Below are 26,394 nucleotides of genomic sequence, written 5' to 3'. Positions count from 1 at the left end.
GTGCAGGTTACTGAGGCGCCTTGACAGGGCGGGCCGTTTCTCTGACGCAGACGCCGTCCGTCAATTCTTTTCGACAATCGACCAGTCCGTGCATCGGGCCGCTACCGCTCCTGCACAGGTCGGACTGGATGACAGGGCGCAAATGCGCCAATGCGTCGATTCCTCTGCCTTGCCGCCGACGAAGCGGGGTGCCGTGTCGCCGCGAATGGAAAGATCGAACTCGAAATGGGCCGGCGGCAGGGTAAAGCCGGTGCCGAGCGCTTTCAAGCAGGCCTCTTTGCGCGTCCAGCTTTCAAAGAAGACATTTTGCCGTTCTGTATCCGGCAACGCGGCAAACTCCGCGCGCTCCCGGGTGGAGAATACGTCGAGCGGCATACTCTCCTCGATCGGGCGGACTTGTTCTACGTCGATGCCGACCTCGAAACCGCTCGAGATTGCGAGAGCTGCTGCATTCTCGCTGTGACTGAGGTTGAAGCAGATCCTCCACCCAGGAGGCTGGCTCGTGCAGAAAGGTTTGCCATCCGAACCATAAGCAAGGGCGACCTCCCGCGGTGATAGCCCGAGATAGCGGCTGAGGAGCCGCCTGAGTTCGCCGCGTCCTGCCACGAAGCGACGGCGATGCCGTTCGAAGCGGAATTTGTCGGCGCGCTCGCGCTCTTGCGCCGATAGCATTTCCCAGTACTGGTCAACATCGCTACTGTAGACATCGAGATCCCACTGCCAGACATGCACTTCTTGCGCAGACGGCGGTGTAAGGAGAGAAGAGGACATTGAGAGCCTGGATTCGACTGGCGCTGGGGCTGCCTGATTCTACAGGATCGACATCAGGGGGCGGCGTGCCCCCTGATGTCGATCAGCCTTCAACCGCGACCCGCCGGGCGCAATTTACGCGGGATTGTTGGGCAACCCACGGAACGGGGCGGGGAAGCCGTTTTACGATCCGTCACAGCGTATCGCACCGCCGATTGACGCGATGGCGCTGCACGGCTTGCGTGGCTCGAACGAGCGCAAGTACGTTGCGACGACGAATGCGAATCATGGCTTGCCGGTCGCGCCGAATCTGCCGGCGCGCAACTTCACCGCGGCAGACAGGCGACTTCACCTACATGGCGACGGCCGAGGGCTGGCTTTCCCCTAAGGACACTTCCTTCCTGGCGTACCTGACCGTCGCCATCGACCTGTTCAGCCGGCAGGTGGTGGGCTGGTCGATCCACCAGCATATGAGGGCTTAATCCGACATAGAACCGTGTCAGCAACATCATGTTCGAGAAGAACGGGATCGCAATTCAGTAACGGAAAGCGATTTGACAGAATTTATTGTGTTATTCGTAAAATATTAGAATGGCAGATGTAATTAAGCTGCCTGCGAGATGAAATTGGATAATTTTTTATTTGCGTGAGGAATCTTTCAAAATTTATATCTGAGGTGTGGGATGGGGCGTGATTTTGGCGATGTCTGTGATGTTAGTGTGATAATTCCGCACTACAATAGCCCTGATTTGCTTTGGGTGGCTATAGAGTCAGTATCTGGCCAAACAGTTGTTCCGCGAGAAGTTATTGTTATAGATGATGCATCGGGTTTGCAGTTCGACTTGCCGGGTCATTGCGGAGATGGGATTGCATTGCGCCTGATTCGCGAGACCGTGAATCGTGGGGCGGCGTGGTGCCGAAACAAAGGCATTGAGGAAGCGACCGGCGATCTGATTGCTTTTCTGGACGCCGATGACCGATGGCTCCCGAACAAGCTCGAACGGTGCATCGCCGCGTTCGGCCCCAAGCCTCCTGAGAATGAAGTGAAGGTGTTGTTCAGTAACGTGATGCTAACCGACGGGAGTCAACGCATCCCGGGCAACCGGTCTCCATATGATGGTCAACCGATGCTTGACTTCATTTTATTGGATGGAGGATATATTCAAACTTCATCTATTATGATGTGGCGTCATCAGTATCCGTTAATTAGCTTCGATGGATCTTTGCGTCGCCATCAGGATTGGGATTTTGCCATTAATGCTGAAATGGCTGGCTGTGCATTCATATATTTGCACGATCCTCTGGTGGAGTATTATCTGAGTGGCGGTGCCAATAGAATATCGGGGAAGGCTAATAGTGAGCCAAGTCTGGTGTTTTTTGAAAAATATAATAAATTCATGTCAAGAGGGCATGTTTCTTCGCTGGTGTTTAATGTTTTGATTTACAAGAACCTGAATATTTTCTTAAGGTTTAATATTGTCGGCGGAATAATATTGAAAGAGATAAAAATTCCGAGTAAGGGGTGGATGTTGTTGTTTGTACGGCTGATTATCGGCAGGGGCGGGGTGAATTTAATAAAACAGTTGCGGCGGAAAATTCAGATTCCAAGGCAGCGACCGCTGCCGTGACGCGCGGCAACACGGTTCGGTTTCAGTTGATGGTTTGCGGGTCGTTTTCGACGGGAGCAACCGCATCTTCTACGCGATTGCGAGCCTTGGCAGTATCTTCGGGATTTGCGGATATTGCCCTGGTGGGATTGCTGCGACGTGGCTTAGGGGCGTGGCTTAGGGACGTAGCTTAAGGACGTGGCTTAGCGGCGCGGCTGAAGACCCGGCATGCCGAAGACGATTGCGGCCAACAGGCAGTTACACGTTCATTCCGGCAGCGTGTACTCGCCTGATGGCTGCGTCCAGGGACAGGGGCGTCCCTCTGCGAAGCAAAGATATTGAAGTCAATATTCGACAAGCACGATGCCGGCTTCGCTGCGGCGCTTGACGAAGGACGAATGTGGCCGCCTAGCTCACCGTCTCGGCCTGGTGCAGGCGCGGCAGCAGCCGGTCGAACTCACGCTTCACGAGCCCATAACATTCGCATGCGCGCGATTCCAGCGCCTTGCGGTCGAGCACCTTGATATGGCCGCGGCTGTGATGAATCAGGCCTTCGTCATGCAGCTTGCCCGCTGCTTCGGTGATGCCCTCGCGGCGTACGCCAAGCATATCCGCGATCAATTGCTGCGTGACGGTCAGCTCGTTCGAGGCGACGCGATCGATTTCGATCAGCAGCCAGCGGCACAACTGCTTGTTCAGCGAGTGATGGCGATTGCAAGCGGCTGTCTGTGCCACCTGGGTCAGCAGCGCATGCATGTAGAGCATCATCAGGCGGCGCACCAGGTCGGAGCGCATGAACTGCTGGCTGAGCGCTTGCGCGGTCATACGGTAAGCGAAACCGGCACTTTGCACCTGCACGCGGTTAGGCATGGTTTCGCCACCCGTCAATACCGGAACGCCTGTCATGCCTTCTCGTCCAACCGCAGCAATCTCGACCGAGCTACCGTCTTCCATTGTCGACAACATCGAGATGATGGCGGTGGTCGGAAAATAAACGTGATGGATTCGTTGCCCGGAGTCGCACAGGAGTTGCTCAGTGCGCAGATGAACGAGTTCGAGATGAGGGGCCATTGCTTGCCACTCGTGGGAGGGCAGTGCGCCAAGCAAATGATTGCCGTGCAGATCGGATTGAAGTGTGAGCATGATCGGTCCTCGCGCGGAGCCGCGTGAGGCAGCTCCCTGATTTTCTACCCGTCGCTGCGTCCGTATCGTGCTGCCGCCTGGCGAGCGGCTATGGATATGCAGTGCGGGCCCCGTATGGCCTTTGCGCGCCGACGTTGTCTTGGGTTATGTACGCTGGCGCTCGTGTTGCGCTTCTCATTTAGCGAGGATTGTGCCAGTGAGGTCAGAAGCGAGCACTGGTGCGGCGCAGCGAAGCGGACGATGACGCGTTGCGCTGCAAAATATGCGTTTTTGTTTCAGTTCTGCACCAGGCCCCCGCCAGCCCGGTTCCGCGCCGAAGGTATTTTCTTGGTCCAAGTCATTGATCGGATTGGGATAGCACGTGTCAGACAGGTGGCGGCGCGGCGCGAATCAACGGCTGGACGCTAGCTGGACGGGCATTAAGCCAGCTCGTCCAGGATGACTCAGAAATGATTCAGATGTGTTCCACGGGTTGAGTGGGTTGACGCACGGAAGCGATTTTTGGCGAGCTATTCGATGTCTGCGCAACCTTTTTGGGGTGGCCGGAACGAAACGTATAGAACGAGGTTTTATGCGCGTTACGGGGCAGTTGGGCGCTCCGGCGGATAGCGTCAGAGGCAGAAAAACGGTGTGTCAGGATTGATTCCGCCCACCTCGCGTTCAGGTGCGGCTTCTGTATCGTCCGCGTTAAACGGCGCCCTTGGGATCGCTCCCGGACAACCCGGCGGCAAACGGACCCCGTCTGCAGCAGCACGAAAGTGCGCGTCCGCGATATGAGCGAGACACATAACGCGCGTTGTTTCGACGATTAGTTCCCGGCCGCCAACCGCCAGCCGCTAGCGGTCGCTCCGGGCGTCGCCGTGAGGCCGGGGTGGTGGCGCGCAATGGCGCTTTGATTGTGCAGATGAAACGCTTGCGACCAGGCTGTCGGTTGGCCGGATCGCGAAGTGTCGCACTTATGCACTGTTTCCCGCGCGGCGTGAGGCCGATCGTGCGGGTTGCCGATGCGACCTTGATCACTCCGTTGCTCCGGCATTCAAGCTCACGTTGCGCTCGCGACGGTGCGCTTGCGCACCGAGCTTGACAGGTTGGCCGGCGTACCTTGCGTGCATGGCAACGGCCAACAACGGCCAACTTCTGTCGAATCGCTGGGGAAATCGTGATCAGCTGGAAAACGCTCGAATTCGAACAGTGCACGGTACGTGAGTTGTATCTGATCATGCGCGCACGTAGCGCGGTGTTCGTTGTCGAACAGTCACATTTGTGTCTCGATGCCGACGGGCGCGACGAAAGCGCACTCCATATTTTTGCGGCCGAAGATATCTCTCGCCCGATGCCCATCATTGCTTACGCACGGGTCCGGCCTGGCGATGAAGAATACCCGCAAGTGGTGCTTGATAAGGTGCTGACAAGTCCGGCGAGGCGCGGCGACGGCACGGCTGAGCTGTTGATCGAGCGGGTTCTACGGGCGACGGCGGAGCGCTGGCCAGGAACCGTTGTACGAGTGAATGCACCAGTCAGCCTGTGTGCCTTCTACGAACAGTTCGGCTTTCGCAAGGTAGAAGGGCCGTTCCTCGACTACGGAGCGCCATCCGTCGGTTTGACATGCAGGGCGCGTAGCGATCGCGCGCCGCTGGCCTGCGGGCGGCGCCAGCGTGGCATATTGCCGGGCGTTTCTACGTTTGAGAAACGGTAACTTCGCTGGGTTGTCCGGCATCCGGCGCATCGTCTGATACCACCCTTCACGGTCCGTCCAGTCGGTTAGGAATATTGACTAATTTAAATGTCTGATCGTGGTCCATGGATGAGTGAACGTTGCGTCAACAAGCCTTTGCTGGGCGTTCAAGGCGATGAATGCCTGCTACGCCAGCGTGGCAGTGTTGGGGTGCGAACAGATATAAGCCGCTGCTGCATGCTCCAATCAACCTGTGATGCTTGCTGTGCCGGGTTCAATCCTCGTCGCGAGGGGCCCGGAGTGTTGTGCATTGGGAGAGATTCGAATGAACGATTTTGCATTGCCGGTCACGCAGGAGGCGCTGGCACGCGAGGCGCTGGCGTACTGCACCGTCCAGCCGGTGATTCTCGCAGGTGGCTCGGGCACGCGGCTATGGCCGCTGTCGCGCGAGCAAAGTCCCAAACAACTGATCAGCCTGTTCGGTGACGAGTCGCTGCTCGAATCGACAGTGCATCGGCTGGACCGGCTGTTTGCGGGGGACCCCAACACGCACGCCGCACCGCGTTTCGAGCGGGCGGCGCCCATTGTCGTATGCGGCGCCGAACTGCGCCTCGCGACCGTCGAACGGCTCGAGCGCTGCGACGGTGGGCCTCGCCTCCTGCTTGAACCTTCGCCGCGTAATACAGCGCCCGCGCTGACGCTCGCCGCGCTTGCCGCGCAAGCCGATATGCCGGACGGCCCGGACCCCGTGCTCATCGTGATGCCGGCCGACCACATGATTGCTGATAACGCTGCGTTCGTCGCTGCGCTCGCGCAGGCTGTGTTTCATGCCGCGCAGGGCGCGATTGTGACACTCGGCGTGCCGCCCGAGCGGCCGGAGACGGGCTATGGCTACATCCGCACCGGCGTGCCGGTCGGGCGGCAGGGGGAGCGTGCGATCGATGGCTTCGTCGAGAAACCGGATCGAGAACTGGCCGAGCGATATGTCGCCAGCGGCGAGTACTGGTGGAACAGCGGCATTTTCGTTATGCGTGCTTCGGTATGGCTAGCTGCGATCGCGCGTTGCTGTCCCTTGATCGCCTCGGCATGTGCGGAGTCGTTTGCGCGGGCCTCGCTTGACAGCGCCGGCGCACTTCATCTCGATCGCGCTGCTTTCGATGCCTGTCCCTCCGATTCGATCGATTACGCAGTGATGGAGCATCTTGGTTCTGACGTACGGCTGACCGGTGTAGTCGTGCCTCTGGTTGCCGGCTGGTCCGACGTCGGTGCATGGGACGCGGTCTGGCAGTTGTCCGAGAAGGACTCCGATGGCAACGTCGGCCGCGGCCGGGTACTGTTCGAAGGCTCGGCCGACAGCTTCGCGCATTCGGACGGCCGGCTGGTCGCATGCGTCGGCGTGACAGGCGTCGTGGTGATTGAAACGGCCGATGCGGTGCTGGTCGCCGCGAAGGACCGCGTGCAGGAGGTGCGCGCCATTGTCGGCCGTCTGAAAGCGGAGCATGGGGCGGAAGTTCATGAGCACCGCAAGGTCCAGCGGCCCTGGGGCTTTTACGATTCGATCGACCGCGGCGAACGCTTTCAGGTGAAGCGCATTGTGGTGCAACCGGGTGGCCGGCTCTCATTGCAGATGCACTTTCATCGCGCCGAGCACTGGGTGGTGGTGTGCGGCACGGCGCGCGTCACGCGCGGCGAGGAATCCTTTCTGCTCTCGGAGAATCAATCGACCTATATTCCGCTCGGCGTCACGCACCGGCTCGAGAATCCGGGCAAGATTCCGCTAGAAATCATCGAGGTGCAATCAGGCGGCTATCTCGGCGAGGACGACATCGTGCGTTTCGACGATCAGTATGGCCGCAGCCAGTAGACCGGCAAAGCAGGCCCGGACATTTCCCGCTAGTAACCCACAGAAGTCGGCTGGCGCGCCTGTTGCCTGCCGGCCCATTCCCCACCCCGTGTTGCGGATCAGACAAATCGATTCACTACGTGCGTCTTCGCACTATGCAAATTTCGCAACGCAGGCACGCTTGAGACGCAAGCTTATGGCCCGTCAAAACATGCGGCGTTACATGAACGAAACAATTCTTCAGAGGGATAACCCTCTCCGGACGTTTCCCAACTGGCGCAACCGTTTCGAAGCTAGCAACGTATCGTAAAAGAACAATCAGACCTACATAAAACGACACACGAGGGCTGCTTGATCAACAGGCTACGCGGGGGCAAACACCGCTTCGGGGAGAGTATCAAAATGGAACAGGCAAATAAGGATCGATCGCTGGTCAGCAAAGTCATGGATGGACTCGTGACCGGCATCGTGGAAGAGAAGTACGGCGCCATCCTGCCACCGCAGGATGTGCTGTCCAAGGAGTTCGACGTCAGCCGCACCGTCATGCGCGAGGCGCTGTCGATGCTGCTCGCGCGCGACATGCTGGACGTGCGGCCGAAGATCGGCACGCGCATCCGGCCGATGAGCGATTGGCGAATGATCGACGAGGACGTCGTGAACTGGCGTTTTCGCGCGAAACCCGATCCGCTGTTTCTGCGCGACGTGATCGAGTTCCGCATCCTGATCGAGCCGCGTGCTTCGGCGCAGGCGGCCGCGCGCGGCAGTGCGGCCGACATCGCGGCGATTCGCGAGGCCTTCGAGGCGTTCCGCGTGATCCGGCCAGGTGAGGCCGGCTATCAGGCGGCAGACGAACTGTTCCATGCTCGCATTGTGGTGGCGAGCGGCAATCAGTTCTTCAAGCAGATGGCGGCGATCATTCGCGGCGCGCTGTCGACCGTCAACCCGATCGTCAATCAGAAAGACGGTCTGTGGGAGAAGGCCGTGAGCACGCATCAGCGCGTGGTCGAAGCGATCGAACGGCGCGATCCGAAGGAAGCCGAAATCGCCTCGCTGGCGATGATCGACTACACCGCGGAAGAGATCGGCAGCAACTTTACGTCGGAACCCCCGGTGCGCTGAGCGCGGCCGCTACGGCGGCAACCAGGGGCGCCTTCCTGCTGGGACCTTGCATAACGAACGGCGCGACAGCATGCCTGCGCATGCGCGCGCGGCTTGCGTCACAATAGCGCCTGTTCTGAACTGCACGGACTCGAAGGAACGATGACAATTGCAACGCAGGAAGCCCCGGCGGGCGGCATGATTCGCTGGGGGATCGTCGGGACGGGCCGCATTGCCCGTCGCTTTGCTCTTGGACTCACTCATGTGCCGCAGGCGTCGCTGAGCGCGCTGTGGTCACGCCGCGCCGAACCGGCCATGGCCTTCGCCGCGGAATTCGGCGGCGAGGTGTGCGCGAGTTTCGACGCGCTGCTCGCAAGCGGTGTCGACGCGCTTTATATCGCCACCGTTCAGGACAGTCACGCGGATTACGCGATCGCCGCGCTTAAAGCCGGTCTGCACGTGCTGTGCGAAAAACCCGCCACCATCAACAAGCCGCAGCTCGAACATGTGCTCGAGGTTGCGCGCGCCGAACACCGGCTTTTCATGGAAGCCATGAAGCCGCCGTTTTATCCGCTCTACAGAAAGTTGCGCGCGCATCTGGATGCCGAACCGATCGGCGACGTGGGGCTCGTGCGCGCCGGCTGCTCGGTGCCGGGCGTTCCGGACGATCACCCGTCGCTGTCGTTCGAGCATGCGGGCGGCGCGCTGCTCGATATCGGCGTCTACGAGATGTTCCTCGCGGTCGACTGGCTCGGTGCCCCGCGTGAGGTGCAGACGCTCGGGCGGCTCGGCTCGACCGGCGTCGACACATTCGCGAGCCTGAACAGCCAGCATGAACGCGGTATCTCCCAGTTGTTCTGCGGACTCGATCTGCACGGCAAGGGCGACGCGTTGCTGATGGCCACGAGCGGCCATGTCACGATTCATGAGCCCTGGTGGAATCCGTCGCGCGCGACGATCCGCTACGGCGACGGTCGTGTGGTCGAGCTCGACGAGCCGTTCGAAGGCGGCGGTCTGAACTACGAGACCGCGCATTTCTGCGAGCTGATTCGAGCGGGGCAGATTGAAAGCCCGTTGATGCCGCACAGCAAGTCGCTGCAGATGATCGAGATGGCCGACGCGGCGCGCGCCGCGTTGGGACTCAAGTTCGCAGGGGAGTGAGAGTCCGTCGCAGCGTTGCTTCCCACGGCGGTGGTACGATTTGCGCGGGCGCGTGGACTCGACAAAAAAGGGCCACGCACCCACAGCTTTCGATCACCTTCCACTGGAGCCGCCTGCGATGCGCATGCTTGGAAAACTGTGGCGCGACAACAAGAGCCTCGTCGCCTTTCTGTTCCTGATGGTGCTGTTTCGCAGCGCCGTGGCCGACTGGAACGTCGTGCCGAGCGGCTCGATGTTGCCGACGATTCGCGAAGGCGACCGGATTTTCGTCGACAAGATGGCCTACGATCTGCGCGTGCCGCTCACCCACATCACGATCGCGCATCTGCACGATCCGCAGCGCGGCGACATCGTCACGATCGATTCTTCGGCCGCGCATGAATTGATTGTCAAGCGTCTGATCGGCTTGCCCGGCGACAGCGTCGCAATGCGCGACAACGTGCTGTATGTGAATGGCGTACGGGCCGATTATCAGCCGCTGAAACTCAAGCCACTGCCGGGCGATGCGACATCTCCCGGCGACTATCTGACCGAACGCTTCGATGGCGTGACGCACACGGTGCGGCTCGCGCCTGACGCGCCGAGTCCGCGTAATTCGTTCGGTCCGGTGCTCGTGCCGCAAGGCGAGTATCTGATGCTCGGCGACAATCGCGACAACAGCGCCGACTCGCGTTACTTCGGCTTCTTTCCGCGCAAGGAGCTGATGGGCCGCACGCGTCATGTCGCGTATTCGCTCGACCCGGATCACTACTACAAACCGCGCTTCGAGCGCTTTGGCGCGCCGCTGGATACGGCGTCGCTAGCTGCCAGCCGGTAGGCAGCGCGGCGGCGTAGTTGGTCCAGTTGGGTTCAGTTCAGTGACGTGACGGCAGCGCGAGGCGCTTTTCGTACCAATGCTGTACCCACTCGAGCACCTGGCACAGCACCCAGTAGACCGCGGCTGCCGCGAGGTACAGGGGCAGCGGCTGATAGGTCGATGCGATGATCTCCTGCGCGCTGCGCAGCAGTTCGGTCACGGTAATCACCGACACGAGCGACGTATCCTTGATCAGGCTGATCAAGCTGTTCGACAGACTCGGCACGGCGATGCGCAAGGCCTGCGGCGCGATCACGTAGCGCAGCGTCTGACGCCGCGAGAGCCCCAGGCTATAGGCGGCCAGCCATTGGCCGTTGGGAATGCCGAGAATCGCGCCGCGCATGCTCTCCGACAGATACGCCGCCACGTTCGCCGACAACGCAATCACGCCAGCGGGCGTGGGGTCGAGCGAAATGCCGAGACTCGGCAAGCCGTAATAGATCACGAAGATCTGCACCAGCAGCGGCGTGCCGCGGAACACGCTCACATAAACGCGCGCGATCCAGTTCAACGCGCGGTTGTGGCTGACGCCCATCACCGCGAGCACGGCGCCGGCAATCAGGCCGAAGATCATCGACAGAACCGCGAACTTGACCGTCAGGACGGCGCCCTGTGCGAGCACAGGAAGCGATTGGACGAGCAGGGAAGTGGTGGACATGAGCGGTGGGTAAGGTTGGCGCGCAAAGTGCGCATGGGCGCACATGATAGACAAAAGCGAAGGGCGGCATCGTTGACGATGCCGCCCTTCGTTTCATCCAGCGTGCGTTACTTGATCGGCTTGCTGACGTCGATGCCGAACCATTTGTCCGAAATCTTCGAGAACGTGCCGTCCGCTTCGAGTTGGGTCATCGCGTCGTCGATCGCCTTGGCGAACTTCGGATTGCCCTTTCTGAACGGAATGCCCGACGGGTTGCCCGCACCGACCGTCGCGCCGGTGCGCAGCGGCAGTTGCGAGTTCTTCATCAGATACGCGAGCATCAGGCGATCGTTCAGCGCCGCATCCAGACGGCCGGAGGCCAGATCACGCAGGTATTCAGGTGCGCCCGGATACGTCTTCACGTCGATGCCCGGTACCGACTTCGCCATGTCCATGTAGTTCGTGCCCAGACCGACGCCGAGCTTCTTGCCCTTCAGATCGTCGAGCGATTTGAACTGGCGCGTGTCGTCTTTACGCTGGATCAGTTGTGCGGCCGAATACGTGTACGCCGGTGAGAAGTCGAGTGCCTGCTTGCGTGCGTCGGTGATGCCGACCTGATTCACGATCACGTCGAACTTGTTCGCCTGCAGACCGGCGATGATGCCGCTCCACTCGGTCGTGACGAATTCCGGCTTCACGCCGAGCTTGGCTGCAACGGCCTTGGCGATGTCGACGTCATAGCCGACCAGTTCGCCCGACGGCGCTTTCGAATTGAACGGGGGGAAGGTGCCTTCCAGGCCGATGCGCAGCGTGCCGCGTTGCTTGACCTGGTCGAGCAGGTCGTCCGCGTGGGCGGTGAGCGCAGTGAACGACGCGCCGATCAGGCCGGCGACGAGCATCTTTTTCAGCAAGCCAAATTTCATCGAATTCCTTTTTGTTCGTCTGGCGTTTTAACAGACGAAAGCATAACAAAACAGACTATCGAAACCTAAATACCGTTTGTTTATGTCTATATTACGGAGGCGGGTCGGGGGCGGCTTAGCGCAGCGCCTGCGCGCATTCGGCCACCAGCGCGGGTCCGCGGTAGATGAAGCCGGTATAGAGCTGCACCAGCGCAGCGCCTGCCGCGAGCTTGGCGCGCGCATCTTCGCCCGAGAAAATCCCGCCCACGCCGATGATCGGCACCGTTTCGCCGACTTCGGCGCGCAGCTTGCGGATCACTTCGTTCGACGCGTCGAACACCGGCTTGCCCGATAGGCCGCCGGCTTCATCGCCGTATTGCATGCCGGTGACGGCGGTGCGCGACAGCGTGGTGTTGGTGGCGATCACGCCTTCGAATTTATGGCGCAACAGCGTATCGGCGATCGATTTGATCTGTTCGTCGTCGAGGTCCGGTGCGATCTTCAGGGCGAGCGGCACCAGCTTGCCGTGCATGTCGGCGAGACGCTGCTGCTTGTCCTTGAGCGCCGCGAGCAGCGCGTCGAGTTCGCCTGCGCCTTGCAACTGGCGCAGATTCTTCGTATTCGGCGACGAGATGTTGACCGTCACGTAGCTCGCGAACGGGTACACGCGTTCGAGGCAGTACAGATAGTCTTCGGCGGCGCGCTCGATCGGCGTGTCGGCGTTCTTGCCGATGTTCAGGCCGAGAATGCCGCGATAGCGCGCGGCCTGCACGTTCTTGACGAACTGGTCGACGCCCGCGTTGTTGAAGCCCATCCGGTTGATCACGGCATTCGCCTCGGGCAGGCGGAACATGCGCGGGCGCGGATTGCCCGGCTGCGCGCGCGGCGTGACCGTGCCCACTTCGATGAAGCCGAAACCGAGCGCCGCCAGACCGTCGATGCACGCGCCGTCCTTGTCGAGGCCCGCGGCGAGCCCGACCGGGTTCTTGAACGTCAGCCCCATTACGGTGCGTGGCGAATCCGGCACGCGTGGCGCGAGCGCGCTTGCGAGGCCGGTGCGGCCCGCGGCGCCGAGCGCACGCAAAGTCAGGTGGTGAGCGTCTTCCGCGTCCATGCGAAAGAGTTGGGCGCGTACGAGCGGGTAGAGGGAACTGAACACGGGACGAAGCCGGGCGGCCGGAAAATGGGAACCCGCCATTTTACCGGCTTTGCGGCATTAATGAGACTAACTGGCAGGGACCGCTATGGCCACGTGATGGTCACCTTATGGCCCACGTTAAGGCCGCAGCGGCCCGCGCCTGCCCTGAATCGCCAGATCGACTGGCGGCAGATCGATGCTGGTTGGATCAAGCACCTTCCAGACACCGTCGATCAAACCTTCGAGCGGCCGGAAATTCGCCTTGTAGGCCATCTTCGGACTCTCGCGAATCCAGTAGCCGAGGTAGACGTAGGGCAGCTTCAGGCTCCGCGCCTGCTCGATCTGCCAATAGATGTTGTAGGTACCGAAGCTGGTGTGCGGCAGACCCGGTTCGAAGAACGTGTACACCGACGAGAGCCCGTCGCCGAGGATGTCGATCATGCTGATCATGCGCAGAATGCCCGGCGCTGACGGATGGTCCGGCAGCGGCTCGCGGAATTCGACCAGCCGCGAGTTGATCCGGCTCTGCAACAGGAACTGTTCGTACTGGTCGCGGCTGTCGCGGTCCATGCCGCCGCCGGCATGCCGTGCCGACTGATAGCGCATATAGAGCGCGTAGTGCTCTTCGTCGTAATGCAGTGGGGCGACCGTTGCGATCAGCTCGCCGTGCTTCTTCCAGACCCGGCGTTGCGTGCGGTTCGCCTCGAAATGATCGACCGGCACGCGCACCGGCACGCAGGCGCGGCAGCCATCGCAATACGGGCGGTAGGTGAATACGCCCGAACGACGGAAACCGGCTTTGACAAGATCGGTATAGACGTCGGAGTTGATCAGATGACTGGGCGTGGCGACTTGCGAACGCGCGATGCGTCCATCCAGATAGCTGCAGGGATAGGGCGCCGTTGCATAAAATTGCAGCGCTGAAAGCGGAGAAAGAGGCAGCTCGTTGGGATGAGTCACGTTGGCAGCTCTCGAAGCGTCTCTGGTATTGCAAACCCGGCGCCTTGCGGTTTGAAACCCGCGGCTCGTGACCCGCGGCTCGGTAGGCGACGGATCCGGATTCGGCCTGATTCTTCCTACGCCGCCGGCGCGACGACATCGCGCAAGACGGTCTTGTCGAAACGCCAGGGAATCGGCGGTGCGTCGACAGACGCGCGAACATGCGCGATGAACGCTTTGCGCGCTATCTCGCGACCGCCCAGCGACGCCAGATGCGACGTGTTCTGCTGGCAGTCTATCATTTCTATTTCGTGACAGCGCAAGTGTCCGACAAGCGCGGCCAGCGCCATTTTCGACGCATCGGTAACCTCGGCGAACATCGATTCGCCGAAGAACATCCGGCCGAACGAAACCCCGTATAAACCGCCTACGCGCTTGCCTTCGAACCAGGTCTCGATGCTGTGCGCATCGCCTACCCGGTGCAGCGACGAATACGCTTCGACCACGTCCGCGGTGATCCACGTGCCGCGCTGGCCGCGCCGCGGCGCCTGCGCACAGGCGCGCATCACGGCGGCAAAATCATGGTCGACACGGATTTCCCACGCGTCCTCGCGCAGCACGCGCTTGAGCGTTTTACGCAGCGACGGCGAGAGTTTGAACTCGGCGGGGCGCAGGATCATGCGCGGATCAGGACTCCACCACAAGACCGGCTGGCCGTCCGAATACCAGGGGAATATGCCGCGCCGATAGGCGTCGATCAGCCGCGACGGCAGCAGGTCGCCGCTGGCGGCGAGCAGGCCGGGTGCGCCGCTTGCCGCGCCGAGCGCGCGCTCGACGGAGGGAAACGGATCGTCAGGTCCGAGCCAGGGAACCATGCGCGCCGCTCAGCCTTCGCGCAGCGAGCGGAAGATGTCGCCCGTGTGCAGGCCGTAACTGCCGGCCGCACGGTCGGCGAAAAAGAAGCGCAAGGTCTGGCCGACGGTGGGGAAGGCGATCTCGTCCCACGGAATCTCGTGTTCCTCGAAGAGTTTCACTTCGAGGCTTTCCTCGCCGGCTTCGATGTCGAGGTCGAGCAGGCGCGCCATATAGAACAGATGCACCTGATGCACGTGCGGCACGTTCAGCAGCGAGAACAGGCTCTGCACCTCGACGCGCGCGCCGGCTTCTTCCAGCGTTTCGCGCGAAGCCGCTTCGGCGGTGGTTTCACCCATTTCCATGAAGCCTGCCGGCAGCGTCCAGTAGCCGTAGCGCGGTTCGATCGCGCGACGGCACAGCAGCACTTTGTCGTCCCAGACCGGGACGGTGCCGACCACGTTGCGCGGATTCTGATAATGCACCGTGCCGCAACTTCCACACACGAAGCGCTCGCGGTTGTCACCCGGCGGAATGCTCAGGCTGACGCCGTGGCCGCAGACAGAACAGAATTTCATAGGAAGGGGACGAGAAAGGGTGATGGGAGTTTATCACTGGGGCGAGCTTTGTCGGCAGCGGGCCATGGCGGTGTGGGCCAGGCGGTGAGGGGTGGGGAGATTTCGCTGATCAGGCGCGAGTAGACGCGACGGTATTGCGAATACCGTAGAGGAAAAATGCGGATATGTTTGGAGTCCGGATCAACGAGTGCGAAGCACGGGCGGCCGTATGAGCGCGCAATCTCGAAGCGGAAAGCGGGAGACAGAAAACAAAAAAGGCCTGCCGGTTGGGCAAGCCTTTAAAGTTTTTTCGACGTCTTCGAACCAATTTAGTGCTACTTGGTTGCGGGGGTAGGATTTGAACCTACGACCTTCGGGTTATGAGCCCGACGAGCTGCCAGACTGCTCCACCCCGCGTCCGTCGAAGAAAAGATTATAGAACAAAGCTGAGACCAACGCAATAGCTAGTTAAGGGGCGGCTTCAATACGCGCCGCTGCGGGCGAACTTCAAAGCGGAACATCAAAGCGCAGCAGCCTCCAAAGTCGCGGCATGAATTGCCGGCGTCGCATGCCGGAAGGCCCGCGTTGCACGCTGCGCTAGAATCCAGGTTCTCTTCGCGCGCCGGGATGCATGCACTACGGCCTGCGCTTCACTTCTTACCTTGTTCAGAACTCCATGGATATCGCTCACGATCTACAGGTGATTGCCGCTCAGGAACAAGCGCTGGTGTTCCCGCAATTCGATGCCGACCGTGCCTGGCAGATCGGCGCCTATCTGCACGAGGTCGCGAAAGCACGCGGCATTGCCGCGGCCATCGACGTGCGCACCTTCGGTCAGCCGCTGTTCTTCAGCTTGCTCGAAGGCGCGACGCCGGACAACGTCGACTGGGCGCGTCGCAAGGGCAACACGGTCGCGCATTTCCGGCGCAGTTCGTATGCGATTGGTTTGAAGATGCAACAGGCGGGCAGCACGCTCGCCGACAAGCACGGCTTGCCGGTCACGGAATATGCCTCCCATGGCGGCGCGTTTCCATTGACGGTGGCGGGCGCCGGCGTGATCGGCTCGATCACGGTGTCCGGTTTGCCGCAACGCGCCGATCATGAGCTGGTGGTGGAAGCGCTGTGCGCGCACCTCGGCCACGATTACAGCAAGCTCGCGCTTGCAAAGGTCTGAGGCGATGCGGATGCCTCCTTATGCACTGCTCGCCATTGCGATCGTTGCTGAAGTCATCGCGACCTCCGCCATGCGGGCCTCGGAAGGTTTTTCGCGGCTGGTGCCCGCAGCGGTCGTAGTGATCGGCTACGGCATCGCGTTCTATTGCCTGTCGCTCACGCTGAAGACTATTCCGGTGGGCATCGTCTACGCAGTGTGGTCAGGCGCCGGCATCGTACTGATTACGCTGGTCGCGGTCGTGATGTACCGGCAAGTGCCGGATGTGCCGGCCATCATCGGGCTCGGGCTGATCATTGCCGGGGTCGCCGTGCTCAACATGTTCTCGAAGATGCAGGCGCACTGAGCGTCCACTGAGCGTTACTTGCAGCGCACGATCATCGAACGGTTTTTCACGTTAGCCGAAACGACGTTCGTGACGCTGCCGCCCGCGGCGCCCCCTTCGTCGTTGTCTTTCGACACGATGTCGTAGCCGGTCGCGCCACATGCCTTGCCGGCCTGCACGTAGCAGGAGGCCCAACTGGACGCGGCGTCGGCGCCGCTGCAGTTCACCGCAAAACCGGTCTGGCCGTTCGGCAGATTGATCAGCGAGGTGGTGTTCGACGATGCGCAGCCGGCGAGGCCCGCGCCAAGCAGCACGGCGGCGGGCAGGGCGACAGACAGGGACGCCCTGCGGACTAAGACAAGCGCGGCGCTGCTGGGTCGGAAGCGGCCGGAGCGGCGCAGTTGCGTCATGAAATGCATCGTGATATTTCCTTTCAAATAGGTATCGAGACTCGCCACGCACACCGGAGTGTGCCCGCAAGGTTAAGGCGTTTCGATCGTGATGCCTGCCGCGCTGACCATTTGGCGGCTTTCCGAGCCGCTTTCGGTCGCTGCGTCTTCCCAGATGCTGATGGCTTTCGGAATGTCGATGCCGTGGCTTTCGGCGTAAGCAAACCAGGTGTTTGCCGCATCCGGCTCAGGTAGTTCGTGGTTCTGCAGAAAATATTTTCCCATACTGTGCTCGTTGACCTCGAAATGGCGTCTTTGCGTCAGCACGGATCGTGCCGGTGAACCAGTTCGACAGACGCAGTAGGCACAAGTGCAATCCGGTGTGTCGATTTGCATTCGTAGCTTACGGGCATGGGGCGCGCGCCGTTGATCGGGCAGACGCTGGAGGGTGGACCGCGGTCCAGTCGCGCGAGTACCATATCGGGCATATCCGGGGGCGGCCGGTTCTCCCCGGTGTCCATTTCCTGCCGGATCCTTCTGATGAGGCGACCATGGAAATTCGGTTTCCCGCGGACGCGCCCGCTTACCGCGACTCCAATCTGACGGTGGTCTTTCGCGCGCTCGTGGACGGCGAGCCGGTGCCGTGCGCGATCTCGGTCGAGGCGCTCGAAGATCACTTCGGCGCGTACACAGAGGATCTCGAAGGCTGGATGCGCGCGTTCGACGCCGGGCGTCCGCGTATCGAGGCGGTTGCACGTGAGCATTTGCAGATCAGCAATGGCACGCCTGTCCTGCTCAAGAGCGGCCACTTTCCGCCCGGTAACGTGGCGGGCTGATCCGGTTCGTTCGCACACCCACGAATCACGTGCTTCAAACCCGCTCGCTTGCGCGAGCCGTCCACATCGACAATCAGGCGGTTTTCGCGGCGTCCCGGTGCGTGTCCGTACTCGCCGATGCCGCTGCGCGCGCGGCCTCGAACGCATGCCGGATACCGTCTTTGTACGAGGTTTTGGCGATCGGGCCGATCAGTTGCGTCAGTGCCGAGTCGTCAAGCACAACCGGCTCGGTCATCAGGTAGTTCATCTCCACCAATTCGCGCATTATCGGATTGAAGAGGCCGAGCACGCGCAGCAGCGTCTTGCCGGCCACCATCAACTTTGGCTCGCGGCCCGCTAGCGCATAGGCCTGTCTCGCCACTTCGCGCTGCGTGATCGTGCCCGTGCCGGCCAGATGCCACCAGCGGCCGTACGCTTCAGGCGTACGTGTGAGTTTCTCGACCACCGGGCCGATATCCGGCAAGTAGATGAATTCGTGCGGCACATCGACCGGCCCGATTACCTGCGCGCGCTTGCCGTGCGCCGCGCCCTCGAATATGCCGTTGATCAGGCTGCGTTCGATGCAGTGACCGTAGAAATCCGGCAGGCGCAGCACCAGCGTCGACAAACTGGTCGACCCGCTCGCCCGCCCGTGTGCCGCCAGCACCAGTTTTTCCTGCTCGAGCCGCATCTTGCCTTTGAACGTATGGGGCTCACGCGGATGATTTTCGCTAATCGGATTGCCGCGCGCTCGGCCGTACGGATACACGGTGCCGATCAAGATGAAGCGTTCGACGCCTGCCGCCGTCACGCCGTCGAGGGTTTTTTGCATGAGCGGCGGATGTGAGGCGAACTGATCGTAGGGCACGCCCACCAGGTAGATCACGGTCTGCAAACCGGCCGCCGCGGCGCTGATCGAAGCCGGGTCGTCCGGATTCCACGTGACGATTTCCGCATGCGGGTCGTGGCCGAAGGCCGCCTCGAGCGGCGCGCGCGAGCGGCCGACTACCCGATAATCCCGACCCGCCGCGCTTAGCGCCGCTCCGATGATTTGACCGGCGGCGCCCGCAGCACCGAATAAACCCACTTTCCCTATAGCTTGCATGAACGACTCCTGAAGACGGCGCCGTACCGCGCCTGGATGAGCTTGTCTGACCGACGGGAATTTAATAAACACTGTTCAGTAAACGGTGTTCAGTTTAATTTGACTTTTCAGTTTGTCAAGCCGAAAATGCCCGGCATGGGAATCGTCGAACGAAAAAGCCGTCAGAAACAGGCGCTGCGCGAACGCATCCTCGATGCAGCGCGGCGCATCGTGATGCGCGAAGGCTTTGCTGCGCTGTCAATGCGCAAGATTGCCGACGCCATCGAGTATTCACCCGCCACGCTGTACCTTCACTTCGCGAGCCGCGATGAAATTGCGCAGGCCTTGTGTGCGGAAGGTTATGCGCAATTGCTGGCCACCTTTGTGCCGCTCGCGCAGATCGCCGATCCGGCTGAGCGCTTGAAGGCGCTTGGGCGTGCTTATGTGGCATTCGGGGTTGCGCATCCGGAGACCTACCGGCTGATCTTCATGGAAGACCCGAGCTACACGGGCGCGGCGCTGGGCGGCGCGGCTGGTGCGGCTCGCAAGGGCGAGGATGGGGCGGTGGCTGCGGTCGCCGGTGCGGGCGCCGCGAACGAAACGGTGGAAACCGCGGCCGCTGAGGCAACGGCAGCAGGAACAACCGCAGTGGTTTCCGCGTCTGGGAAATCGAACCTTGCGCCGGCGAAACCCGACGACGACCCCGGCGACGCCGCGTTACACATCATGCTCCGCGCGCTCGAAGAGTTGAAAGCAGCAGGGCGCTTGTCCGCATCAATGGACGTGGCCGTGTGGGCGGAGGCGTTCTGGGCGACCCTGCACGGCATCGTCGCGCTCAACCTCACATGCCCCGTGTTTCCGAGCGCGCCGCTGGATACGGTGGTGGGCGTCGCGCTTGATACCTGGCTCGGTATGCAACCCGCCGGGCAGGCGCAAGGCGCCGCAAAGTCTACGCGTGCCGGCAAGAAAAAATCCGCTGACGCGCCTGCAGAATCTCACGCTGAGAGAGGCGTCAAACCCGCCACCAAGCCCAAAGCCGCGAGCGCGTGATAACGTTCAGTTCCGGTTCATTTCGCGCCATCGCGCCTAGCTCTCCATGTCTATTTCCGCCTCGCCCGCCGTCAGCGACGAAGTCGCAACTTACGTAGCCAACGGCATCGGCTTCATCGAACTGGAAAGGCCGAAGGCGCTCAACGCGCTGTCTACCGGCATGATTCGCGCGATGCACGCGGCGCTCGAGCAGTGGCGCGAAAATCCCGACGTGCTTGCCGTGGTGGTGCGCAGCCAGCATCCGCGCGCGTTCTGCGCGGGCGGCGATGTGCGCTTTCTGTACGAGTCGGCGCAGCGCGGTGAGCATGACGCGCGCGATACGTTTTTCACCGAGGAATACCGGCTCAATCACGCGATTTTCACGTACCCGAAGCCGTATATCGCCTTGACGAACGGTGTCGTGATGGGCGGCGGCATGGGGATTTCGCAGGGAGCGCATCGTACCGGCGGCCTGCGGGTGGTGACGAACTCGACGAAGATGGCGATGCCCGAGACCCGCATTGGCCTCTTTCCCGATGTCGGCGCGAGCTGGTTTCTGGCGCGCACACCGGGCGCGCTCGGCCGCTATCTGGCGGTCACGGGCGAGACGATCGGTGCAGCAGACGCGCTCTACGCAGGTCTCGCCGACGCCTATATCGACGACGCGGCATTGCCCGCGTTAGTCGATGCACTGCGCAGCGAGCCGTTCGAGCGAGGTGCCGACGTGGTGGCGTGTATCGAGCGTGAGGCCGCTAAGCATCAAGTAGTACCAGAACCCGACGCTTCACCCCTTGCGAGCACGCGCGCGTTGATCGACCGGCATTTTGCGTTGCCCGACATGACGCAGATTCTCGCGTCGCTGGAGCAGGAACGAGCGCACGGCGGCGATTCCGCCGATTGGGCTGAGCAGACGATTGCCGTGTTGCGCGAACGTTCGCCGTTGTCGATGGCCGTGTCGCTGGAAGTGGTGACGCGCGCAGAGGGTTCGATGGCCGACGTGCTGCGCGGCGATCTCGATCTGACGCGTACGTGCTTCGCGCAGGGCGACACAATCGAAGGGATTCGTGCGCGCATCATTGATAAGGACAACGCGCCGCGCTGGCGCTTTGCGCGCATCGAAGACGTGAGCGTTGCCGACGTAGCCAAGATGTTCGAAAGCCCGTGGCCGGCAAGCGAACACCCATTGCGCGATTTGCGCGGTTAAGCGGGATCGGGCCGCAACGTTAGCTACGTTAAAGCAATCGAAGCAGCAGGGCTATGCCGGGCGTGGCCTCGGCATGGCAAAACGAGCAGACACCAGGAAGACCCTCAGTCTTCGTCTTCACTCGCCATGAATGCGCGCATGAACACCAGCGCGCCCCAGCCCCACATCGCGTTCGCCGCGAAACCCACCGCGAGGCGCGGCAGCATGTTGCCGCTCGGCCAGATGCCGCGCAACGGATCGACCACAAACACGCTCGCCGCCGTCAGCGCAAGACCGCCGAACACGAAGGCGGGCACCCACGGTGCCCGGCGTCCCGGCGCAACTCGCAAGAGCCACGCCATCAGCACAGCCCAGAATGCGCTCCAGATCGCGTTCGCAATAAACTCCGGCAGCCCAAGCGGCAAAAACGGCGTGGTCGAAAAACCGGTTGGGTCGATCAGACCGGCTGCGTGCAGCAGCGCCAAGGTCGATTCATGAAAAAACAGGGAAGCCAGAAAACCGGCGACGAACGGCAGGATGAGTTTTTGCATGCATTGCACCGCGAGAGATCAGGCGGCGCGGTTCACGCGGCCTGCACCGGATTATTGGAAACGTGGCGCCATTATATATAGGGGTACCCCGCTTCCAGCGTAGGTAAGGCGCAACATCCGTATGCTTTAGCGTCGGGCTAATCACGAAAGTGGAAAACCTAAGCTAAAAAAAATCGTTCAAAAGCCGCGCCTCGATCCATAGACTGTTTCTCCATGCAGACGGTGTTTGCCGCCGTCGCCCATTTAATCGAGCGCATCACGCGCACGTCTGGTCGAGGGAAGCCGTCGCGATGTCCTGCCTGATGCCGATCTTCAGCCGCTCCATGGCACACACGCGCTTGCGGATGCGCTGTCGGAACTAGTCCCGCAACTAGTCCGCTTTTCGCCGCAGTTTTTCCGTTCCTTTTTTGCGCCCGCATCGCCGGCTCTTGTACCGGAGGGATGCGTGCGGCCGGCGTGTGCGCGTTCACTCGACGCACCGTTTCTATTCAATCCAGTTTCGAACAAGCAGGAGCAGCAAATGAATGTGTTCTGGTTCATTCCGACTCACGGCGACAGCCGCTATCTCGGTACGTCCCAAGGCGCACGCGCAGCGGATTACGACTACTTCCAGCAGATCGCCGTCGCCGCCGACACGCTCGGCTATGAGGGCGTGCTGCTGCCGACCGGCCGTTCGTGCGAAGACGCATGGGTCGTCGCATCGAGCCTGATCGCCGCGACCAAACGTCTGAAGTTTCTGGTGGCGATCCGTCCGGGCATCTCATCGCCGGGTCTGGCGGCGCGCATGGCGGCAACCTTCGACCGTTTGTCGAATGGGCGTCTCCTGATCAACGTCGTGACCGGCGGCGATTCGGCTGAACTGGAAGGCGATGGCGTGTTCGTCGATCACGACACCCGCTACGAAATCACCGATGAATTCCTGCATATCTGGCGCAAGCTGCTGACCGCCGCGCATACCAACGAAGCGATCGATTTCAACGGCAAGCATCTGACCTCGAAGGGTGGCAAGGCGTTGTATCCGCCGGTGCAGAACCCGCATCCGCCGCTGTGGTTTGGCGGTTCGTCGGCGGCTGCGCACGACATCGCGGGCGATCACATCGACACGTATCTGACGTGGGGCGAGCCGCCCGCGGCCGTCGCGAAGAAGATCGCCGACATTCGCGCCCGCGCCGAAGCGCGCGGCCGCAAGATCAAGTTCGGCATTCGCTTCCACGTCATTGTGCGCGAAACCGAAGAAGAAGCATGGGCCGCCGCCGACAAGCTGATCAGCAAGCTCGACGACGAAACCATCTCCCGTGCGCAGGCTTCGTTCTCGAAGATGGATTCCGAAGGACAGCGCCGCATGGCCGCGTTGCACGGCGGCAAGCGTGGCGGACGCGCGGAACTCGAGGTGTATCCGCATCTGTGGGCGGGCGTCGGTCTCGTGCGCGGTGGTGCCGGGACGGCGCTGGTCGGCAATCCCGAGCAGGTCGCGGCGCTGATGAACGAGTACGCGGCGCTCGGTGTCGACACGTTCATCCTGTCCGGCTATCCGCATCTCGAAGAGTCGTATCGCTTCGCTGAGCTGGTGTTCCCGCTGCTGCCGGGCCATCAAAGCAAGGTCGCGGGTGGTCCGCTATCGGGGCCGTTCGGCGAGATCGTCGGCAACAACTATCTGCCGAAGGCGGCGAGTTCGAGCTGAGCGCTTGCGCCCGGTTCGGCAATGACGCCTATCGATAAGCAACGAGGACAATCATCATGGCTCAATCCACTGTGAGTGCGGAACGAGGCACACAGGCTGGCTCGGGCGCGGCTTTCGGCGCGGGCCTCGTCGGCGCATTGCGCCGCATCGGCGCGCCTCTGGCGCCGTGGCTCGTGCCGCTGGCGATTCTGCTGGCGTGGGAATTCGCCGCGCGCAGCGGCATTCTCTCGACGCGCGTGTTGCCCGAACCGCTCGCGGTCGTGAAGGCTGCATGGTCGCTGATCCAGTCCGGCGAAATGTGGGCGGACGTGAAGGTCAGCACGTGGCGCGCGGTGTCGGGCTTTACGATCGGCGGCGGCATCGGACTCGTGCTCGGTCTCGCGACGGGTCTGTTCAAACCGGCCGAAATCGCGCTCGATTCGACCGTGCAGATGGTCCGCAACATTCCCGCGCTCGCGATGATCCCACTCGTGATCCTGTGGTTCGGTATCGAGGAAGAGGCGAAGGTATTTCTCGTCGCGCTGGGTGTGTTTTTCCCGGTCTACGTGAACACGTTTCACGGTATCCGGTCGGTGGATGCCAACCTGATCGAAATGGCGCGCAGTTATGGCGTGAAGGGTTTCGCGCTGTACCGGCATGTGATTTTGCCGGGGGCGTTGCCCTCGATTCTGGTCGGCGTGCGGTTCGCGTTCGGGCTGATGTGGGTCACGCTGATCGTCGCTGAAACCATTTCCGCGCAGTCGGGCATCGGCTACATGACGATGAACGCACGCGAGTTCCTGCAAACCGATGTGGTGGTGGTGGGCATCCTGCTGTACGCGGCGCTCGGCAAACTTGCCGACGTGCTGGCCAAGACTCTCGAGCGTGTGTCGCTGCGTTGGCATCCTGCCTATCAACGAGGAGCGAAAACATGAGCGCAACGACATTGTCGGCTTCGTTCGGCGGCATCGCGGGCAGCGATCTCGAGGCCGAACTGGCGCAACCGCGCACTGCCGATCACAACGCGGACGAGGAGGCTGCCGGCTTCGACCGTGCGGATTCAGCGCACGATCGCCAGCGTGCGGCGGGCTTGCCCTCCGCGACCGGTGCGTCGGCGCGTAACGACGCACGCCGCTCTGGCGATTTTTCGGTCGAGTTGCGCGGCGTCGGCAAGCAGTACGGCGAGCGCACGGTGCTGTCCGATTTTGATTTGTCGATCGAGCGTGGCAGTTTCGTGGCGATCGTCGGCCGCAGCGGCTGCGGGAAATCGACTTTGCTGCGCCTCGTTGCGGGTCTGGAGAAGGCGACGTCGGGCGTGCTCGAAAAGCGCAGCGAAGACGGCCAGCCGCTCGACACGCGCATCATGTTCCAGGACGCGCGGCTTCTGCCCTGGAAGAGCGTGCTGCAAAACGTGATGCTCGGCCTCGGCCGCAGCGCTCGTGAAGATGCGCGCGCCGTGCTCGACGAAGTCGGCTTGCTGGAGCGCGCCAACGACTGGCCCGCGCAGCTCTCCGGCGGTCAGCGTCAGCGTGTGGCGCTCGCGCGTGCGCTGGTGCATCGGCCGCAATTGCTGCTACTGGACGAACCGCTCGGCGCGCTCGACGCGTTGACGCGCATCGAAATGCACGCGCTGATCGAACGCCTGTGGCGCGAACATCAATTTACCGCGCTGCTCGTGACGCACGACGTGCACGAAGCCGTCGCGCTCGGCGACCGGATTCTGCTGATCGAAGAAGGGCGCATCGCGCTCGATCAGCCGGTGCCGCTGGCGCGCCCGCGGGCGCGTGCGTCGGCCGGTTTTGCCGCGCTGGAAGAACATGTGTTGCAACGCGTACTGAAGACGGCGCCGAACGACGACGCGCTGTCCCATCGCGCTTACGACGCACGTGACGAGGGCCGCCTCACGCGGCCGACAGACGTCCGCTGGGCCGTCTGACATCCCTTGACTGACTGTTTTCAATCGCTTTTCTGGAGTCACTCGATATGACCATTTCCGCAATCAACGTACGCAATCAGTTCAAAGGCAAGGTCAAGGAAATCATCCGCGGGTCGGTGGTGTCCGAGGTCGATGTGGAGACGCCGTTCGGTATCGTCACCTCGGTGATCACTACGCGTTCGGTCGACGAACTCGACCTGAAGGTCGGCTCGGAAGTGGTTGCGCTGGTGAAGTCGACGGAGGTGTCGATCGCGCGTCTGTAAGCGCGACTGCACTATTCGCATTGCTTGGACCGTCTCGCGCGCCAACGCTATTTTGCGTTGGCGCCGCTTCGCTTGATCTCTTCCTCCTTGCTGATTCCGCTAGCGGGTTTGCTGCCGCCACGCATCCGTGCGGCACCACGCAACCCGTATGCCTCGACGTGCCCCTGCGTCCTCCCGCGAAACTTGCTACGATGAACTGAGCACCACGACGGAGACGGCCATGTCGAAGTCATTAAGTCCGGAAGCGGTTGAAGCGTTGCGGCGCCTGAACGATGTTGGCGTCGGACAGCCCATGCCGAAGTTTGAGCAATCCGTCACGGCGGAGTTGCTGACGAACGGGCTCGCCGCCGAAGCAAGCGGCGGCGAAGTCGAAATCACCTGTAGCAGCCGGCAGTACCTTTCTGGCGATTGCGACTGATCGTCAGGCGAGGGCGGGCCGGTGCATGCTCCGAGCCGTAACGACGGCCCGGCGGAAAGGCGCGGCCGCTGACATTCAAGGGCACGCAAGACACCAAGGAGGCGATCATGGAGCCGAAAGGCCTCGACATGGGCGACTACCAGGAGCGCTATCGGGACTACGAGATTGAAGTCGCGGTTGAACAGGTGGTCACCGGCGTCAAAGCGCATTTCCGGGTGTTGCGCAACGATGCGGTGGTCGTTGACTGGCGGCTCGTGCACATCGACACGCTGTGGTCCACCGAGCATGCCGCGGCTCTCGCGGGCTTCAAGGCGGCGCGCGAAACGATCGATGGCGGGCTTGCCGCATAGCCACAAGCACGTAAGCCGGCGAGCGCATTCGATTAAGCTGGCGATCTTTCGACTTGCTGGAG

Annotated in this window: 29 protein-coding genes, 1 tRNA gene and 1 pseudogene; 18 read left to right on the top strand and 13 right to left on the bottom strand. The window is 61.7% G+C overall.

From position 1 onward, the window contains the following. Nucleotides 1-60: 60 nt before the first annotated feature. Entirely contained in the window at nucleotides 61-771 is a 711-nt protein-coding gene (locus KHO33_RS06880) for a 4'-phosphopantetheinyl transferase family protein (protein ID WP_200564485.1), read from the bottom strand. 202 nt (nucleotides 772-973) lie between these two features. Here KHO33_RS06880 and KHO33_RS06875 point away from each other — a divergent pair. Next, nucleotides 974-1,229, top strand: a pseudogene (locus tag KHO33_RS06875) (hypothetical protein); the annotation flags it as partial. A gap of 204 nt (nucleotides 1,230-1,433) precedes the next feature. Beyond that, a complete protein-coding gene (locus KHO33_RS06870) occupies nucleotides 1,434-2,378 on the top strand; it encodes a glycosyltransferase family 2 protein (protein WP_054034604.1) in 945 nt (314 codons plus the stop codon). Between the two features lie 387 nt (nucleotides 2,379-2,765). On the opposite strand, the gene KHO33_RS06865 is transcribed toward KHO33_RS06870, so the two are convergent. Next, on the bottom strand, nucleotides 2,766-3,500 hold the full coding sequence (locus KHO33_RS06865; RefSeq protein WP_054034603.1) for a Crp/Fnr family transcriptional regulator: 735 nt from the start codon (nucleotides 3,498-3,500) through the stop codon (nucleotides 2,766-2,768). 1,162 nt (nucleotides 3,501-4,662) lie between these two features. Between KHO33_RS06865 and KHO33_RS06860 the strand changes: the two genes are divergently transcribed. From KHO33_RS06860 to lepB, 5 genes are all read left to right on the top strand, one after another. Then, entirely contained in the window at nucleotides 4,663-5,196 is a 534-nt protein-coding gene (locus KHO33_RS06860) for a GNAT family N-acetyltransferase (RefSeq protein ID WP_054034695.1), read from the top strand. Nucleotides 5,197-5,500: 304 nt separating this feature from the next. After that, complete coding sequence (locus KHO33_RS06855; protein WP_054034602.1) at nucleotides 5,501-7,039, top strand: mannose-1-phosphate guanylyltransferase/mannose-6-phosphate isomerase; 1,539 nt, start codon at nucleotides 5,501-5,503, stop codon at nucleotides 7,037-7,039. A gap of 381 nt (nucleotides 7,040-7,420) precedes the next feature. Beyond that, the gene (locus KHO33_RS06850; protein ID WP_200564486.1) at nucleotides 7,421-8,137 is read left to right on the top strand and encodes a FadR/GntR family transcriptional regulator; all 717 of its coding nucleotides are present in this window, start codon (nucleotides 7,421-7,423) and stop codon (nucleotides 8,135-8,137) included. A gap of 141 nt (nucleotides 8,138-8,278) precedes the next feature. Beyond that, entirely contained in the window at nucleotides 8,279-9,277 is a 999-nt protein-coding gene (locus KHO33_RS06845) for a Gfo/Idh/MocA family protein (RefSeq protein ID WP_200564487.1), read from the top strand. A gap of 118 nt (nucleotides 9,278-9,395) precedes the next feature. After that, a complete protein-coding gene (gene lepB / locus KHO33_RS06840; RefSeq protein ID WP_054034601.1) occupies nucleotides 9,396-10,094 on the top strand; it encodes a signal peptidase I in 699 nt (232 codons plus the stop codon). Between the two features lie 37 nt (nucleotides 10,095-10,131). Here the strand turns inward: lepB and KHO33_RS06835 are convergent, their stop codons facing one another. The 7 genes from KHO33_RS06835 to KHO33_RS06805 form a co-directional block, all read right to left on the bottom strand. Next, nucleotides 10,132-10,791, bottom strand: coding sequence for an amino acid ABC transporter permease (locus KHO33_RS06835; protein ID WP_054034600.1), 660 nt, complete (start codon nucleotides 10,789-10,791; stop codon nucleotides 10,132-10,134). 107 nt (nucleotides 10,792-10,898) lie between these two features. Continuing rightward, on the bottom strand, nucleotides 10,899-11,693 hold the full coding sequence (locus KHO33_RS06830; RefSeq protein WP_054034599.1) for a cystine ABC transporter substrate-binding protein: 795 nt from the start codon (nucleotides 11,691-11,693) through the stop codon (nucleotides 10,899-10,901). A 115-nt stretch (nucleotides 11,694-11,808) separates the two neighbouring features. Then, nucleotides 11,809-12,786, bottom strand: coding sequence for a quinone-dependent dihydroorotate dehydrogenase (locus KHO33_RS06825; RefSeq protein ID WP_234476839.1), 978 nt, complete (start codon nucleotides 12,784-12,786; stop codon nucleotides 11,809-11,811). A 162-nt stretch (nucleotides 12,787-12,948) separates the two neighbouring features. Next, nucleotides 12,949-13,770 carry an arginyltransferase gene (locus KHO33_RS06820; RefSeq protein ID WP_093632564.1) on the bottom strand — a complete coding sequence of 274 codons (822 nt, stop codon included), beginning with the start codon at nucleotides 13,768-13,770 and terminating at the stop codon, nucleotides 12,949-12,951. A 116-nt stretch (nucleotides 13,771-13,886) separates the two neighbouring features. After that, complete coding sequence (gene aat / locus KHO33_RS06815) at nucleotides 13,887-14,624, bottom strand: leucyl/phenylalanyl-tRNA--protein transferase (protein WP_054034598.1); 738 nt, start codon at nucleotides 14,622-14,624, stop codon at nucleotides 13,887-13,889. 9 nt (nucleotides 14,625-14,633) lie between these two features. Further along, complete coding sequence (locus tag KHO33_RS06810; protein ID WP_093632565.1) at nucleotides 14,634-15,179, bottom strand: NUDIX hydrolase; 546 nt, start codon at nucleotides 15,177-15,179, stop codon at nucleotides 14,634-14,636. 319 nt (nucleotides 15,180-15,498) lie between these two features. Further along, a tRNA-Met gene (locus KHO33_RS06805) sits at nucleotides 15,499-15,575 on the bottom strand. 259 nt (nucleotides 15,576-15,834) lie between these two features. Between KHO33_RS06805 and KHO33_RS06800 the strand changes: the two genes are divergently transcribed. Both KHO33_RS06800 and KHO33_RS06795 read left to right on the top strand, forming a co-directional pair. Continuing rightward, on the top strand, nucleotides 15,835-16,332 hold the full coding sequence (locus KHO33_RS06800) for a heme-degrading domain-containing protein (protein WP_054034694.1): 498 nt from the start codon (nucleotides 15,835-15,837) through the stop codon (nucleotides 16,330-16,332). 10 nt (nucleotides 16,333-16,342) lie between these two features. Continuing rightward, nucleotides 16,343-16,675 (top strand): DMT family transporter, encoded by a 333-nt coding sequence (locus KHO33_RS06795; RefSeq protein WP_407673224.1) that lies wholly within the window; start codon nucleotides 16,343-16,345, stop codon nucleotides 16,673-16,675. A 14-nt stretch (nucleotides 16,676-16,689) separates the two neighbouring features. Here the strand turns inward: KHO33_RS06795 and KHO33_RS06790 are convergent, their stop codons facing one another. Both KHO33_RS06790 and KHO33_RS06785 read right to left on the bottom strand, forming a co-directional pair. Continuing rightward, nucleotides 16,690-17,073, bottom strand: coding sequence for a hypothetical protein (locus tag KHO33_RS06790; RefSeq protein WP_200564489.1), 384 nt, complete (start codon nucleotides 17,071-17,073; stop codon nucleotides 16,690-16,692). Nucleotides 17,074-17,136: 63 nt separating this feature from the next. Further along, nucleotides 17,137-17,328, bottom strand: a complete 192-nt coding sequence (locus tag KHO33_RS06785) for a hypothetical protein (RefSeq protein WP_054034596.1) — start codon at nucleotides 17,326-17,328, stop codon at nucleotides 17,137-17,139. A gap of 266 nt (nucleotides 17,329-17,594) precedes the next feature. Here KHO33_RS06785 and KHO33_RS06780 point away from each other — a divergent pair, with 266 nt between their 5' ends. Then, nucleotides 17,595-17,879, top strand: a complete 285-nt coding sequence (locus KHO33_RS06780; RefSeq protein ID WP_054034595.1) for a DUF1488 family protein — start codon at nucleotides 17,595-17,597, stop codon at nucleotides 17,877-17,879. A 73-nt stretch (nucleotides 17,880-17,952) separates the two neighbouring features. On the opposite strand, the gene KHO33_RS06775 is transcribed toward KHO33_RS06780, so the two are convergent. After that, nucleotides 17,953-18,963 (bottom strand): NAD-dependent epimerase/dehydratase family protein, encoded by a 1,011-nt coding sequence (locus tag KHO33_RS06775; protein ID WP_054034594.1) that lies wholly within the window; start codon nucleotides 18,961-18,963, stop codon nucleotides 17,953-17,955. Nucleotides 18,964-19,098: 135 nt separating this feature from the next. Here KHO33_RS06775 and KHO33_RS06770 point away from each other — a divergent pair, with 135 nt between their 5' ends. Continuing rightward, nucleotides 19,099-19,992, top strand: coding sequence for a TetR/AcrR family transcriptional regulator (locus tag KHO33_RS06770; RefSeq protein WP_054034593.1), 894 nt, complete (start codon nucleotides 19,099-19,101; stop codon nucleotides 19,990-19,992). Between the two features lie 46 nt (nucleotides 19,993-20,038). Next, nucleotides 20,039-21,175, top strand: coding sequence for an enoyl-CoA hydratase/isomerase family protein (locus KHO33_RS06765; RefSeq protein ID WP_054034592.1), 1,137 nt, complete (start codon nucleotides 20,039-20,041; stop codon nucleotides 21,173-21,175). A gap of 104 nt (nucleotides 21,176-21,279) precedes the next feature. On the opposite strand, the gene KHO33_RS06760 is transcribed toward KHO33_RS06765, so the two are convergent. Next, nucleotides 21,280-21,705 (bottom strand): hypothetical protein, encoded by a 426-nt coding sequence (locus tag KHO33_RS06760; protein WP_200564490.1) that lies wholly within the window; start codon nucleotides 21,703-21,705, stop codon nucleotides 21,280-21,282. A gap of 520 nt (nucleotides 21,706-22,225) precedes the next feature. Here KHO33_RS06760 and ssuD point away from each other — a divergent pair. The 6 genes from ssuD (at nucleotide 22,226) to KHO33_RS06730 (ending at nucleotide 26,332) form a co-directional block, all read left to right on the top strand. Then, on the top strand, nucleotides 22,226-23,386 hold the full coding sequence (gene ssuD, locus KHO33_RS06755) for an FMNH2-dependent alkanesulfonate monooxygenase (protein WP_054034693.1): 1,161 nt from the start codon (nucleotides 22,226-22,228) through the stop codon (nucleotides 23,384-23,386). A gap of 56 nt (nucleotides 23,387-23,442) precedes the next feature. Beyond that, nucleotides 23,443-24,300 (top strand): aliphatic sulfonate ABC transporter permease SsuC, encoded by an 858-nt coding sequence (gene ssuC, locus KHO33_RS06750; RefSeq protein ID WP_054034591.1) that lies wholly within the window; start codon nucleotides 23,443-23,445, stop codon nucleotides 24,298-24,300. Continuing rightward, on the top strand, nucleotides 24,297-25,301 hold the full coding sequence (locus tag KHO33_RS06745; RefSeq protein WP_054034590.1) for an ATP-binding cassette domain-containing protein: 1,005 nt from the start codon (nucleotides 24,297-24,299) through the stop codon (nucleotides 25,299-25,301). The genes ssuC and KHO33_RS06745 overlap by 4 nt, the downstream gene beginning before the upstream one ends. 47 nt (nucleotides 25,302-25,348) lie before the next feature. Further along, the gene (locus KHO33_RS06740; RefSeq protein ID WP_054034589.1) at nucleotides 25,349-25,564 is read left to right on the top strand and encodes a TOBE domain-containing protein; all 216 of its coding nucleotides are present in this window, start codon (nucleotides 25,349-25,351) and stop codon (nucleotides 25,562-25,564) included. A 220-nt stretch (nucleotides 25,565-25,784) separates the two neighbouring features. Continuing rightward, entirely contained in the window at nucleotides 25,785-25,982 is a 198-nt protein-coding gene (locus tag KHO33_RS06735) for a hypothetical protein (RefSeq protein WP_200564491.1), read from the top strand. Between the two features lie 107 nt (nucleotides 25,983-26,089). After that, complete coding sequence (locus KHO33_RS06730) at nucleotides 26,090-26,332, top strand: DUF6566 family protein (protein ID WP_054034587.1); 243 nt, start codon at nucleotides 26,090-26,092, stop codon at nucleotides 26,330-26,332. The last annotated feature ends 62 nt before the right edge of the window (nucleotides 26,333-26,394 follow it).

The organism is Paraburkholderia nemoris, from assembly GCF_905221015.1.
GTDB lineage: Bacteria > Pseudomonadota > Gammaproteobacteria > Burkholderiales > Burkholderiaceae > Paraburkholderia > Paraburkholderia nemoris.
Note: the sequence above shows the minus strand (reverse complement) of the source record. Positions and strands in the feature narration are given on the sequence as shown.

Bases quoted from the DNA above. Each gene is read 5' to 3' on its own strand.
- KHO33_RS06795 (WP_407673224.1), top strand. From the start codon at position 16,343: ATGCCTCCTTATGCACTGCTCGCCATTGCGATCGTTGCTGAAGTCATC.
- KHO33_RS06735 (WP_200564491.1), top strand. From the start codon at position 25,785: ATGTCGAAGTCATTAAGTCCGGAAGCGGTTGAAGCGTTGCGGCGCCTG.
- KHO33_RS06790 (WP_200564489.1), bottom strand. From the start codon at position 17,073: ATGCATTTCATGACGCAACTGCGCCGCTCCGGCCGCTTCCGACCCAGC.
- KHO33_RS06865 (WP_054034603.1), bottom strand. From the start codon at position 3,500: ATGCTCACACTTCAATCCGATCTGCACGGCAATCATTTGCTTGGCGCA.
- KHO33_RS06760 (WP_200564490.1), bottom strand. From the start codon at position 21,705: ATGCAAAAACTCATCCTGCCGTTCGTCGCCGGTTTTCTGGCTTCCCTG.
- KHO33_RS06870 (WP_054034604.1), top strand. From the start codon at position 1,434: ATGGGGCGTGATTTTGGCGATGTCTGTGATGTTAGTGTGATAATTCCG.
- KHO33_RS06740 (WP_054034589.1), top strand. From the start codon at position 25,349: ATGACCATTTCCGCAATCAACGTACGCAATCAGTTCAAAGGCAAGGTC.
- ssuD (WP_054034693.1), top strand. From the start codon at position 22,226: ATGAATGTGTTCTGGTTCATTCCGACTCACGGCGACAGCCGCTATCTC.
- KHO33_RS06835 (WP_054034600.1), bottom strand. From the start codon at position 10,791: ATGTCCACCACTTCCCTGCTCGTCCAATCGCTTCCTGTGCTCGCACAG.
- KHO33_RS06775 (WP_054034594.1), bottom strand. From the start codon at position 18,963: ATGCAAGCTATAGGGAAAGTGGGTTTATTCGGTGCTGCGGGCGCCGCC.
- KHO33_RS06745 (WP_054034590.1), top strand. From the start codon at position 24,297: ATGAGCGCAACGACATTGTCGGCTTCGTTCGGCGGCATCGCGGGCAGC.
- KHO33_RS06770 (WP_054034593.1), top strand. From the start codon at position 19,099: ATGGGAATCGTCGAACGAAAAAGCCGTCAGAAACAGGCGCTGCGCGAA.
- KHO33_RS06825 (WP_234476839.1), bottom strand. From the start codon at position 12,786: ATGGACGCGGAAGACGCTCACCACCTGACTTTGCGTGCGCTCGGCGCC.
- KHO33_RS06780 (WP_054034595.1), top strand. From the start codon at position 17,595: ATGGAAATTCGGTTTCCCGCGGACGCGCCCGCTTACCGCGACTCCAAT.
- lepB (WP_054034601.1), top strand. From the start codon at position 9,396: ATGCGCATGCTTGGAAAACTGTGGCGCGACAACAAGAGCCTCGTCGCC.
- ssuC (WP_054034591.1), top strand. From the start codon at position 23,443: ATGGCTCAATCCACTGTGAGTGCGGAACGAGGCACACAGGCTGGCTCG.
- KHO33_RS06880 (WP_200564485.1), bottom strand. From the start codon at position 771: ATGTCCTCTTCTCTCCTTACACCGCCGTCTGCGCAAGAAGTGCATGTC.
- KHO33_RS06800 (WP_054034694.1), top strand. From the start codon at position 15,835: ATGGATATCGCTCACGATCTACAGGTGATTGCCGCTCAGGAACAAGCG.
- KHO33_RS06830 (WP_054034599.1), bottom strand. From the start codon at position 11,693: ATGAAATTTGGCTTGCTGAAAAAGATGCTCGTCGCCGGCCTGATCGGC.
- KHO33_RS06785 (WP_054034596.1), bottom strand. From the start codon at position 17,328: ATGGGAAAATATTTTCTGCAGAACCACGAACTACCTGAGCCGGATGCG.
- KHO33_RS06850 (WP_200564486.1), top strand. From the start codon at position 7,421: ATGGAACAGGCAAATAAGGATCGATCGCTGGTCAGCAAAGTCATGGAT.
- KHO33_RS06730 (WP_054034587.1), top strand. From the start codon at position 26,090: ATGGAGCCGAAAGGCCTCGACATGGGCGACTACCAGGAGCGCTATCGG.
- KHO33_RS06855 (WP_054034602.1), top strand. From the start codon at position 5,501: ATGAACGATTTTGCATTGCCGGTCACGCAGGAGGCGCTGGCACGCGAG.
- KHO33_RS06845 (WP_200564487.1), top strand. From the start codon at position 8,279: ATGACAATTGCAACGCAGGAAGCCCCGGCGGGCGGCATGATTCGCTGG.
- KHO33_RS06810 (WP_093632565.1), bottom strand. From the start codon at position 15,179: ATGAAATTCTGTTCTGTCTGCGGCCACGGCGTCAGCCTGAGCATTCCG.
- KHO33_RS06765 (WP_054034592.1), top strand. From the start codon at position 20,039: ATGTCTATTTCCGCCTCGCCCGCCGTCAGCGACGAAGTCGCAACTTAC.
- aat (WP_054034598.1), bottom strand. From the start codon at position 14,624: ATGGTTCCCTGGCTCGGACCTGACGATCCGTTTCCCTCCGTCGAGCGC.